Source organism: Streptomyces sp. SID3343, assembly GCF_009865215.1.
In the GTDB taxonomy this organism is placed as follows: domain Bacteria; phylum Actinomycetota; class Actinomycetes; order Streptomycetales; family Streptomycetaceae; genus Embleya.
Genome location: NZ_WWJX01000907.1, coordinates 1 through 11441, shown reverse-complemented (window position 1 = coordinate 11441; position 11441 = coordinate 1). Strand labels below are relative to the sequence as shown.

At 70.6% G+C, this 11441-nt stretch carries 9 protein-coding genes and 1 riboswitch; of the genes, 7 read left to right on the top strand and 2 right to left on the bottom strand.

Annotated features, from left to right (window positions below):
- The 4 genes from GT354_RS27865 to GT354_RS27850 form a co-directional block, all read left to right on the top strand.
- On the top strand, positions 1–1485 hold a 1485-nt coding region (locus GT354_RS27865), incomplete at its 5' end, for a glycoside hydrolase family 3 C-terminal domain-containing protein (RefSeq protein ID WP_202512379.1).
- Positions 1486–1926: 441 nt separating this feature from the next.
- Entirely contained in the window at positions 1927–2412 is a 486-nt protein-coding gene (locus GT354_RS27860; RefSeq protein WP_202512378.1) for a group 1 truncated hemoglobin, read from the top strand.
- A 3-nt stretch (positions 2413–2415) separates the two neighbouring features.
- Positions 2416–3603: a globin domain-containing protein gene (locus GT354_RS27855; protein ID WP_161359129.1), complete on the top strand. Its 1188-nt coding sequence runs from the start codon at positions 2416–2418 to the stop codon at positions 3601–3603.
- On the top strand, positions 3584–4306 hold the full coding sequence (locus GT354_RS27850) for a DivIVA domain-containing protein (protein WP_161359128.1): 723 nt from the start codon (positions 3584–3586) through the stop codon (positions 4304–4306). The genes GT354_RS27855 and GT354_RS27850 overlap by 20 nt, the downstream gene beginning before the upstream one ends.
- A gap of 266 nt (positions 4307–4572) precedes the next feature.
- Here the strand turns inward: GT354_RS27850 and GT354_RS27845 are convergent, their stop codons facing one another.
- Complete coding sequence (locus tag GT354_RS27845) at positions 4573–5850, bottom strand: transglycosylase family protein (RefSeq protein ID WP_161359130.1); 1278 nt, start codon at positions 5848–5850, stop codon at positions 4573–4575.
- A 13-nt stretch (positions 5851–5863) separates the two neighbouring features.
- A riboswitch (cyclic di-AMP (ydaO/yuaA leader) is annotated at positions 5864–6096 on the bottom strand.
- A gap of 423 nt (positions 6097–6519) precedes the next feature.
- Here GT354_RS27845 and GT354_RS27840 point away from each other — a divergent pair.
- The 3 genes from GT354_RS27840 (at position 6520) to GT354_RS27830 (ending at position 10185) form a co-directional block, all read left to right on the top strand.
- Positions 6520–7581: a PHP domain-containing protein gene (locus tag GT354_RS27840; protein ID WP_161359127.1), complete on the top strand. Its 1062-nt coding sequence runs from the start codon at positions 6520–6522 to the stop codon at positions 7579–7581.
- A gap of 212 nt (positions 7582–7793) precedes the next feature.
- Positions 7794–8468, top strand: a complete 675-nt coding sequence (locus GT354_RS27835; protein ID WP_161359126.1) for a TetR/AcrR family transcriptional regulator — start codon at positions 7794–7796, stop codon at positions 8466–8468.
- 181 nt (positions 8469–8649) lie between these two features.
- Positions 8650–10185 (top strand): MFS transporter, encoded by a 1536-nt coding sequence (locus tag GT354_RS27830; RefSeq protein ID WP_161359125.1) that lies wholly within the window; start codon positions 8650–8652, stop codon positions 10183–10185.
- A gap of 256 nt (positions 10186–10441) precedes the next feature.
- On the opposite strand, the gene GT354_RS27825 is transcribed toward GT354_RS27830, so the two are convergent.
- A partial coding sequence (locus GT354_RS27825) for an MMPL family transporter (protein ID WP_161359124.1) occupies positions 10442–11441 on the bottom strand: 1000 nt, incomplete at its 5' end.

Below are 11441 nucleotides of genomic sequence, written 5' to 3'. Positions count from 1 at the left end.
ACCGGCGCCGTACTGCCGCTCGACCCCGGCACGCTGCGGCGGGTCGCGGTGATCGGCCCCAACGCCGACGTCGCGCGGATCCAGGGCGGCGGCAGCGCGACGGTCATCCCGCCGTACGCGATCGGCCCGCTGGCCGGTCTGCGCGCGGCGCTGGGCCCCGACGTGAGCGTCGAGCACGCCGTCGGGGCACGAATCCGGCACCGACTGCCGCCGGTCACGGACGCGGACACCCGCGACCCCAAGACCGGCGAACGCGGCCTGTGGCTGACGTACACGGATCCCGACGGCGGGTTGTTGCACGAGGAACTGCGCGGCGGCGGAAGGCTGTTGTGGCTGGACGACCCGATCGTCGCACAGGCCGCGACGATCGAGGCCGTCGGGATCCTGGAGGTCCGCGAGAGCGGCCCGCATCGGATCGGGATCGGCGGCGTGGGCCGGTTCCGTCTGGAGGCCGACGGGGTGACTCTCCTGGAGGACGTACTCGTCACCGACGACCCGCTCGGCGGGATCCTCACCCCGCCCGAGCGCTGGGCCGTACTGGACCTGACGGCCGGTCAAGAGGTCGAGTTGCGCCTGCGGCACGACTTCGCGCCCGGTCTGTCCGGTACCGGATTCGTGCTCGGCGTCGACCCGCCGGTCGCGCACGAGGACGCCGACCTCGCGCACGCGGTCGCGCTCGCGGCAGCGGCCGACGTGGCGATCGTGGTCGTGGGCAGTACCGAGGAAACCGACAGCGAGGGCCACGACCGCCCGAACCTGTCCCTCCCGGGCCGCCAGGACGAGTTGGTGCGTCGCGTCGCGGCGGCCAACCCGAACACCGTCGTGGTGCTCAACTGCGGCTCGCCCGTACTGCTGCCGTGGCGCGCGGACGTGGCCGCGATCGTGATGGCGTGGTTCCCCGGGCAGGAGTTCGGCGCGGCACTGGCCGACGTGCTGCTCGGCCGCGCCGAGCCGGGTGGCCGACTGCCGATGACGTGGCCCGCGCACGAGGACGACCCGCAGGTGCTGTCCACGATCCCTGTCGACGGCCGGTTGGACTACGCCGAGGGCATCCACATCGGGTATCGGGGGTGGGCCCGCTCGGAGGCCGCCCCGGCCTACCCGTTCGGGCACGGTCTCGGGTGGACCACGTGGGAGCACGTCGCGGTGGCGGTCGCCGCGTCGTCGCCGGCGGGCGCCGAGGCCACCGCGCGGGTGACCGTACGCAACACCGGCGCTCGGCCCGGTCGGCACGTCGTCCAGGCGTACCTGAGCCGGCCGGAGAGCGACGTGGAACGCCCCGTCCGCTGGCTGGCCGGTTTCGCGAGCGTGCTCGCGGAGCCCGGCTCGACCGTCGACGTGGACGTGTCGATCCCGGCCCACGCCTTCCGACACTGGGTCGAGGGCGTCGGCTGGCGCACCGAGCCCGGCGCGTACACCGTCCACGTGGGGGCCTCCAGCGCCGACCTGCCGCTCACGGCGACGATCACGGTGGGCCCGGCCTGAGCCGGTCGCACACACGTGCGGGGTCGCGGGCCGGTGCCCGCGACCCCGCACTCGTCGAAAGCCTCTCCCCTTCCCACCCCGCCGGCCCGAGTACCGCCGGCCGGACGCCGCCCCCGAAATGCGCGAGCATATTCGGCCGATCTTCGACTCGATACGGAATACGATCTTCCGGGTATCGCCGAACCCGCCCCCGCATTCGATCTTGGTCGGCCCTCACAGTGGATCTTGATCTCCTGCGGATCCCGTTCCCGATCGGACGTTCGATATCCGATTTCGCCCGTCATTTTTACCCACTTGATTCCGGTTGGCGAGGGCTGCGGTTCACCCCGAAATGCTTGCCCGGTGGAATATTCGCTCTTTCACGTCGCCCTCCGCACCCCCGCGCGGCCGTCGGAACCTCGGGCCGCAATCCGATCAAATTCCGGCATTACTCTCATTGACATGCGACAGTCGGGACCCGGATGCTATGTGCCGTCCGAATTTCCGATCGACGACTGGGTGAGCACCATGGCCGAAACAGAAACCTCGACTCCCCTCGAAGAGCAGGACACCCTGTACGGACAACTCGGCGGCGCACCGGTTATCACCGAGGCGGTCGACCGCTTTTATCGGCTGGTATTGGCCGACCCGGAATTGGCGCCCTATTTCGCCGCTGCGGACGTCTCGGTGGTGAAGCGGCATCAGGTATTACTCCTGTCGTCCGTCCTCGGCGGCCCGCAGAGCTACGGTGGGCGCGGCCTCGACGAGGCCCATGCCGGGCTCGGCGTGAGCGGCCCGCATTACGACAAGGTCGCCGCCCACCTGCTCGATGTCCTCGCCGACCTGGGCGCACCCGCGCACATCGCCGAAGCCGTCGCCTCGACGCTGGACGCCGTGCGCGAGCAGATCGTCGAGCATCCGGTCCCGGCCGGCGAGGGAGCGCGCTGAGCCGTGGACACCGCCCGCCTCAAGGAGAGCTGGCGCCTGGTGGCCGCGCACGGCGACCAGGTGCCCCTGTTCTTCTACTCGTCCCTGTTCCTCGGTCACCCGCAGACCCGGCAGATGTTCCCCGTCTCGATGGCCGGGCAGCGTGGCAAGCTCGTCGAGGCGCTCGGACACGTCGTCTCGAACGTCGACGACCTGGACACCCTGGTCGTATTCCTGGGCCAACTCGGCCGTGATCACCGCAAGTTCGCGGTCGTGGCCGAGCACTACCCGGCGGTGGGCGAGGCGTTGCTCGCGACCTTGGAGAACTTCGCCGGTGACGCGTGGACCCCGCAACTGGCCGCCGACTGGGCCGCGGCCTACGGGCTCGTCGCCAAGGTGATGTGCGACGCCGCCGAGGAGTCGGCGCGCACGACGCCCGCGTGGTGGGACGCGGAGGTGGTCGGGCACGACCGCCGGACCCTGGGCATCGTGGTGCTGACCGTGCGTCCGCACACCCGGCTCGACTTCGTACCGGGCCAGAGCGTGGCGCTGGAGACCGCGCTGCGCCCGCGCATGTGGCGCTACTTCTCCCCCGCCAACGCCCCCCGGGCGGACGGGACACTGGAGTTCCACGTCAGGGTCGTGGACGGCGGCAGCGTCAGCACCGCGATCGCGCAGGGCGTCCAGGCCGGCGACCTGCTCCGGCTCGGCGCACCCGTCGGACAGCGCCTGACCCTGGAGGGCACCGGCGGCCGGGACGTGGTCCTGCTCGCCGGCGGCACGGGGTTGGCCCCCTTCAAGGCCCTGATCGAACAGATCAGGTCCGAACACGACTACGGCGCCATCCGCCGGCGCGCGATCGTGTACGTGGGCGCGCGCACCGCCCGGGAGTTGTACGACCTCGGCGCGCTGGAGGCGTACGCGCGGGCCTGCGAGTGGTTGACCGTGATCCCGGCGGTCTCCGAGGACGCGAAGTACCCGGGCGAGCAGGGCGATTCGGTGAACGTCGCGCTACGGCACGGCCCGTGGGGCGCGCACGAGATCTACCTGTGCGGCTCCCCCGACCTGGTGACCGACGGGCTGGCCCGGCTGCGCGCCGCCGGCCTGCCCGAGGAACGACTGCACTACGAGGAATTCGCCGGCTACGCGGAACCCGGGCAGCGCCAGGCGAACCGATCGACGGAGGTCAGTCATGAACCAGCCGCGTGGTGAGGACGAACGGGGCCGGCCCCATCCCGTGCCTGCGGACCGGCACCGGACCCCCCTGACACCGCAGCGGGTGCGCGCCACCGAGTTCAACCGCGCGTCGCTCGCCCGTCGGGGCTACGACGTCGAGGAGGTACGGATGTTCCTCGGCCGCCTCGCCGAGGACATCTCGGCGAGCGACAACGAGAAGTCGGCGCTGCGCGCGGAGATCGAGCGGCTTCGCGAGTGGTATCGCCAGCAGGGCGTCGAGACCGGCCCCGGCCCCACCACGTCGTCGGCCCTGGTGCCGGCCGCGAAGCCGGAGAAGTACGCGGTCGCGATGCTCTCCCAGGCCCAGCAACAGGCCGACGCCTACGTCGCCCAGGCCGAACAGTACTGCCGCCAGGTGATGACGGAGGCCCGGCAGCAGGCCGAGGTGATGCTGCGGGAGGCGCAGGAGCGCGCGGAGTCCGCGGCGGAGGACGCGGCCCGTTCGTACCGGACGCAAGCGGGCGGCCGATACGCCGCCGAACTGGAGGAAATGCAACGCAGGGTGGCTTGGCTGCGCGCGTTCTGCCACGCGATCCAGGTGCAACTCACCGCGGCGTCCGATTCGTTCGCCCGAGAGGTCGGCAAACTCGCCGACCTGCCGCCGGACTTCCTGTCGCAGGATTTCTCGTCGGCGACCGGTGCACCCACGGCGGCGCCGGAGGCGGGCTACCGGCCGTAGGGGGTTCGTCGACTTCACGGCCGCGGGTGTGGGCTGGTGGGCTTGGGATGGTTCCCACCGGCCCACCCGTGGCGCTTGCTCCGGAGGCCGCGGTTTCCACGGCGGTTCCACCCCCGCAGTTTCCACCGCGGTACGGCGAAGGGCCGTGCCCGGTGACCTTTCGGTCGGCCGGGCACGGCCCTTGGGTGCTGCTACGGGGAGGACTCGGGGGAACCGCCGCGCCCCCGTGTGCTCACCGCGTTGTCGCGACTGTGATCAGTGGGCGATCAGAGGCTGACGCCGTGCGCCCGCAGGTAGGTGACGGGGTTGATGCCGCTGCCGTAGTTCGGGGTGGTGCGGATCTCGAAGTGCAGGTGCGGGCCGGTCACGTTGCCGGTGGCACCCGAGAGGCCGATCTGCTGGCCGGCGCCGACCGTCGAGCCGACGCTCACCTTGATGCTGGACAGGTGGGCGTACTGCGAGTACTTGCCGTCCGCGTGGCGGATGACGATCTCGTTGCCGTACGCGCCGCCGTTGCCGGCGCTGACCACGGTGCCGGCCGCGATGGCCTTGACCGAGGTACCGGTGCCGACGATGAAGTCCTGGCCGGTGTGGCTACCGCTGGACCACATCGAGCCGCCGGTGCCGAACGCGGTGCCCAGGGAACCGTTCACGGGGGCGACGTAACCCGACGAGTTCGTCTTGGTCGTGGCGGCGGCGGCCGAGGAGTCGGCCGACTTGACCGAGATCTGCGGCTTGGCCTTGGTGGCCGGGGCGGGGGCCGCGGCCTTCTCCTTGAGCGTCACCGAAACCTTGTGCGGGGCCGCGGGGGCGGACTCCGTCTTGGTCGCGGGGGCCTCGGCGGAGGTCGCGCCGGCCTTGGCGGAGCCCGCGATGGCGAGCTTCTGGCCGACCTGGATGAGGTTGGGGTTCGAGCCGATCACGGCGCGGTTGGCGGCGTACAGCTTGTGCCAGCCACCCTCGACGCTCTTGGCGGCCGCGATCTTGGACAGGGTGTCGCCCTTGACCACGGAGTAGGTGCTGCTCGACGAGGACGTGGTGGACGTCTTCTCGGTGAGCTTGGGGGAGACGACCTTGGGCTCGACCGTGACGGACTTGCTCTCGGTCTTGGCCACCGGCGCCGGGGCGGCGGTCGCGGCCTTCGAGGAGGTGGAGGGGGCCACGGTCGGCGCGGGGCCACCCTTGGTCAGGCCCGCCGGGCCGGAGGTGTTCGGCCACGCGCCGGGGCCCTGAACCGCGAGGACCTTCTCGGCGATGGCGATCTGCTGGTCCTTGGTGGCCAGGTCCGCACGGGGGGCGTACTTGAGGCCACCGAACTCGGCCCACGTGCTCTGGGTGAACTGGAGGCCACCGTAGAAACCGTTGCCGGTGTTGATGTGCCAGTTGCCCGTGCTCTCGCCCTGGGCGACCTTGTCCCAGGTGGAGACCGACGCGGCGTTGGCGGTCGCCAGGCCACCGATCAGCGGGGCGGCGACGATGGCGCCGGCCATGCCGAGGGTGAGCGCCAGGCGCTGCTTCTTGGACGTGCGGGCAGGGGTGATCATGGACTGCACGAAATGGTTCCTTCTCCCACGCCTACGAGGTGAGCTGTCGGATTCGGGCTGGAGAGTCTCGCCCGGCCGCATGTCGCCTCCCACGGATGGGAGGGCACACGGCTTCACCCCAAGCCGTCCGACGAACACCTGTGAACAGGTGTCATCCGACGGCGTACTACCTGGTTCCCCCGCTCCTGCCTTTTCGGGTTTTTAGTCCCGGGGCCCTCCGGCGGCAGGATTCGGCGATCCGGCGGGCATATCCGCTCAGGCACCGGGCCGGTGCTGCGGAAGCACCAAACTACGCACACCCCGGACCCGGATCCAAACATCACGTTCTGCGACATGACGGAAATCGGGTCGAAAAGGGGAAATACCGGGACTGAAAGTTCCGATTCCTCCACGCAAAGTATTCGAGCCCATCCGCCCTGGGTTACCCGATCGCCACACACGGTAAAATTCCGGGAGTTTCGGCTCACGGTGCGTCGGGGTGCTCCGACATACCGTGCGGGCAATGTGACGTGCACCACCACCCGGATTCCCGGCGGGATTATTCGACGGAGCGTCGATGCCCCGTTTCGCTCCGTCGATCAAAGCGCGATGTCGGCCGGCGTTCGACGCGAAACGTGATCGACCCATCACCATCGGTTTACCGTCACCCCGGGCGGCCACAGTTCGTCCATGCCCTCACCCCGCGAAAACCGCGCCGCGCCCGCCCCCGACCCGCGGGAAGCGCTCGACCGCATCGCGTTCCTGCTGGAACGCACCCAGGAGCCCACCTACCGGGTCAAGGCGTTTCGCACCGCGTCGGCGATCGTCGGCGACCTCGACCCCGACGACCTGCGCCGCCGCATCACCGCGCACACCCTGCGCGACCTGAAGGGGATCGGCCCCAAGACCGCCGAGGTGATCGAGGAGGCCGCCGCCGGTGACGTCCCGCCCTACCTGGCGCGCCTGGAGGCCGACCACGGTCCCTTGACCACCGGCGGCGAAGAACTCCTCGCCGCGCAGCGCGGCGACTGCCACATGCACTCCGACTGGTCCGACGGCGGCAGCCCGATTCGTGCGATGGCCGAGACCGCCCGCGACCTGGGCCACGAGTGGGCGGTCCTCACCGACCACTCGCCGCGGCTGACCGTGGCTCGTGGCCTGACCCCCGACCGGCTGCGCGCACAACTCGACGTCGTCGCCGAACTCGCCGCCGAACTGGCCCCGTTCCGTCTGCTCACCGGTATCGAGTGCGACATCCTCGACGACGGTTCACTCGACCAGGAGCCGGAACTGCTCGACCGCCTGGACATCGTGGTCGCCTCCGTCCACTCGAAGTTGCGCATGGATGCCCCCACGATGACCCGTCGGCTGCTCACCGCGGTCCGCAATCCCCGGGTCGACGTCCTGGGCCACTGCACCGGACGCCTGGTCCAGGGGAAGGGTCGCCCGGAATCCACCTTCGACGCCGAGGCCGTGTTCGCCGCGTGCGCGGAGTCGGACACCGCCGTGGAGATCAATTGCCGGCCCGAACGCCTGGACCCTCCCACGCGCCTGCTGCGCCTGGCGGTCGCCGCAGGCGTGTACTTTTCCGTCGACACCGACGCCCACGCCCCCGGCCAACTCGACTGGCAGCAGTACGGCTGCGCCCGGGCCGAGCAGTGCGGCGTCCCTTCCGACCGGGTGATCACCACGTGGCCGAGCGACCGCCTCCTCGCGTGGGCGCGCGCGCACGGTTCAAACGAAACGACCTGAACGCCTGCCGGCACGACCTCGCGTGCACCAGCCGTTGGTGCCCCGCAGGGGCTTGTGGGGCCTGAAAAAGCCCGAGGAAGCCCATGTGGCCCAGGTCACATGGGCTTTCGAAATATCCGGGGACTTCCTGTCCGTTTACCCCTGCGTAGGAACAATCGGGGATTCACTCCCCGCTTACGTGTCGGGCACGTACAGGAAGGAAGGGCCGGATCATGGGCAGCACCCTCGCCGACACCCCAGTCGCCGAAGTCGACGTCAAGGATCGGGAACCCCGACTGCGTGCGGACGCCCGGCGTAATCGCGATCGCATCATCGCCGCCGCCCGAGAGATCTTCGTCGAGCACGGCGCCGACGCGCCGTTGGACGAGGTCGCCCGGCGCGCCGGGGTGGGCAACGCGACCCTGTACCGGCACTTCGCCGACCGCGGCGAGCTCGCGCATCGGGTGGTGCTGTCCGTGACGGAACGCATCACCGAGCGCGGCGAGTCCGCGGCGGCGGAAGAGACGGACGCCTTCACCGCGCTGCGACGCTTCATCCACGGCGCGGCGGAGGAAAAAATCGGGGCGCTGTGCACCCTGCTGTCCGACGACGTCGACAAGTCGCATCCCGAACTGCTCGCGGCGCGCGCCCGCTTGGCGGGCGTCACCGAGTCGCTCATGGAGCGGGCCCGCGAGCAGGGCAGATTGCGTACCGATGTCGGTTCGGGCGATCTGGTGATGGCGATCATGCAACTCACCCGGCCGTTGCCGGGCGTGGGCTGCACGATCAACGACCGCTACCTCCCGCGCTACCTCGACTTGTTGCTCGACGGCTTCCGGGCGATCGATCCGACGCCCTTGTCCGGGTGCCCCGTTACGCTCCAGGACCTGGAGCACGTGGCCGACTGACCCACTGACCACCACCACCGCCGACACCGGCGACGAACACTTCGGAGCGCGGACCGCATCGCGCGTTCCGCCACCACGTCCGACATCGTACGACCGCGCCCGCACATCGCCGAGGCGCGCGCAGACACCGCCCCCGGCGACGTTCGGCGTCGCCACGCAATCTTCCCGAGTGGGTACCGCCATGCCTCGCACCTCCCTGTCCAAGACGGCTCCGGCCGCCAACGCGATGCCGGATCCCCGGCGCTGGAAAGCGCTGATCTTCATCGCCATCGCCCAGTTGATGGTCGTGCTCGACGGCACGATCGTGAACATCGCCCTCCCGTCCGCACAGTCGGACCTGGGTATCTCCGACGGCAACCGCCAATGGGTGATCACCGCCTACGCGCTGGCCTTCGGCGGGCTCCTGCTCTTCGGCGGTCGCATCGCCGACATGTGGGGCCGACGTCGCACCTTCATCGTCGGCCTGATCGGCTTCGCCGCGGCCTCCGCGATCGGCGGCATAGCGGTCAACACCGGCATGCTGCTGGGCGCCCGCGCCCTGCAGGGCGTGTTCGGTGCGCTCCTCGCCCCGTCGGCGCTGTCCCTGCTCGCGGTGATGTTCACCGAGGCCAAGGAACGCGCCAAGGCGTTCGGCATCTTCGGCGCCATCGCCGGTGGTGGCGGCGCGGTCGGCCTGATCCTGGGCGGCGTGCTCACCGAGTACATGAACTGGCGCTGGACCTTCTTCGTCAACATCCCCTTCGCCGCCGTCGCCGCGCTCGGTGCGGTCCTCGTGATTCGTGAGCCGTCCGGTACGCGCAACCGCGCGCCGCTGGACATCCCCGGCGTGCTGCTGTCCTCGCTCGGTCTGGGCACCCTGGTCTACGGGTTCACCCGCGCCGAGAGCTCGGGCTGGATGGCTACCTCGACGGTGTCCCTGTTCGTCGCCGCGGTCGTGCTGCTCGCGTCGTTCGTGCTGGTAGAGGCCCGGGTCAAGGCGCCGCTGCTGCCACTGCGGGTTCTCGCCGAGCGCAACCGCGCCGGCATCTACCTCTCGCTCGGCCTCGCGATCATCGCGATGTTCGGCATGTTCCTCTTCCTCACCTACTACCTCCAGATCGTCAAGGGCTACACGCCGGTCGTCACCGGCCTGGCGTTCCTCCCGATGATCGCGGGCATGATCACCGGCTCGACCCAGATCGGCGCCCGGCTGATGACGCGGGTTCCGGCCCGACTGCTGATGGGTCCCGGCTTCGTCAGCGCCGCGCTGGGCATGCTGCTGCTCACCCAGCTCGACATCAACACCTCCTACGCCGGCGTCATCCTGCCGGCGCAGGTCCTGCTCGGCCTGGGCATGGGTACCGCGTTCATGCCGGCCATGAGCCTGGCCACGCACGGTGTCCGGCCCAGCGACGCCGGTGTCGCCTCGGCGATGATCAACACGTCGCAGCAGGTCGGCGGCGCGATCGGTACGGCGCTGCTGAACACCATCGCCGCGAGCGCCACCACCGCCTACGCCACGTCGCACGCGGCGGGCAGCGGCGGCGTCGAGCAACTGCGCCTGCAGGCCATGGTGCACGGCTACGCCACCGCCATCTGGTGGGCGGTCGGCATCCTGGCCCTGGCCGCGACGATCGCGTTCACGTTCATCACCGTCGGACACGGTGGGACCAAGGTCGTGTCGTCGAGCGAGGACGGCGCCGAGGACGAGGTGCCGGTGCCGGTGCTCGTGCACTGACCGACACCGCGGACGTCGACCGCGGACACGAAAGAGGGGCCCACCTCCGCGGGCCCCTCTTTCGCTTTCGTGCGCTCGGGGTGTGCCGGTGCCGGTGCCGGATGCCGGGTGCCGGGTGCACGTTACGGATCACCCGGACGGATATCGGGTGTCGGTGCCGGGTGCACGTTACGGATAACCCGGGCCCGACGACTCCACCGACCTGCGGTACGCGCCGCCCGGGCGACCGCAGGGTGTCGGATCGTTGACGACCGGGTCAGCGGCGGCCCGCCCGGTCCGAGGTCGGTGCCGACGCGTGGTCGACCGTCGGTGCCGAGGCGCCGTCGGCGTCCGGCGCGGGGTTCGGGCCGGTCCGCAGTATCCGGGCCAGGATCGTCGGGAACCACCAGTTCGCCCCGCTCATCACAGTCACCAGTGCGGGCGCGAGCACACCGCGCACGATCGTGGCGTCGACCAGGATGCCGACCGCGAGCGCGGTCGCCAGGATCCTGACGTCGGTCACCGGCACGGTGGACAGCGCGACGAAGGCCAAGAACAGGATCAGCGCGGCCGAGCTGACGAGCCGTCCGGTCCGGCCGATCCCGACCACGACCGCCTCGCGGGTGGTGTCGGCGCTGCCCCCGCGGGCGAGATCCACGTGCGCCTCGCGGATCCGGGTCAGGATGAACACCTCGTAGTCCATCGACAATCCGAACAAGAACGCGAACACCGCCATCGGCACCCACACGGTGATCGCCCCCGTCGCCGGCGTGTCGAACAGCAACTCGCTGCCGTGGCCCTGCTGCCAGATCAGCACGACCGCGCCGTAGGAGGCCGCGACCGACAGCACGTTGAGCACGAGGGCCTTGATCGGCAACCACACCGACCGCAGGGTCCGGGCCAACAACACGAACGTCAGCAGCGCGATCACCGCGAGAATCACGGGCAGCGAACCGTAGACCGCGTCGGCGAAGTCCACGTCCTGCGCGGGACCGCCACCGGCCTCGGCGCCGGGGTGCGCGCGGGCCCGATCCAGGACCCGCCCGACCACGGCGCGGCCGCCGTCGGCGGCCGGATCCTCGTCGGTCCACACGTCGATCACCCGCAGTTCGCCACTCGCCCACGTCTCGGGCGCGACCACGCCGGCGACACCCGGCAGCGCCGCCAAGCGATGCGCGAGCTCGCGCGGGTCCCCGGACACGACCACTTCCACGGGCCGGGCGAGCCCCGCCCCGAATCCCGCGCGGTCGAGGTCCGCGAGGACGGCCGCCGGCTCC

Bases quoted from the DNA above. Each gene is read 5' to 3' on its own strand.
- GT354_RS27860 (WP_202512378.1), top strand. From the start codon at position 1,927: ATGCGACAGTCGGGACCCGGATGCTATGTGCCGTCCGAATTTCCGATC.
- GT354_RS27850 (WP_161359128.1), top strand. From the start codon at position 3,584: ATGAACCAGCCGCGTGGTGAGGACGAACGGGGCCGGCCCCATCCCGTG.
- GT354_RS27845 (WP_161359130.1), bottom strand. From the start codon at position 5,850: ATGATCACCCCTGCCCGCACGTCCAAGAAGCAGCGCCTGGCGCTCACC.
- GT354_RS27840 (WP_161359127.1), top strand. From the start codon at position 6,520: ATGCCCTCACCCCGCGAAAACCGCGCCGCGCCCGCCCCCGACCCGCGG.
- GT354_RS27835 (WP_161359126.1), top strand. From the start codon at position 7,794: ATGGGCAGCACCCTCGCCGACACCCCAGTCGCCGAAGTCGACGTCAAG.
- GT354_RS27830 (WP_161359125.1), top strand. From the start codon at position 8,650: ATGCCTCGCACCTCCCTGTCCAAGACGGCTCCGGCCGCCAACGCGATG.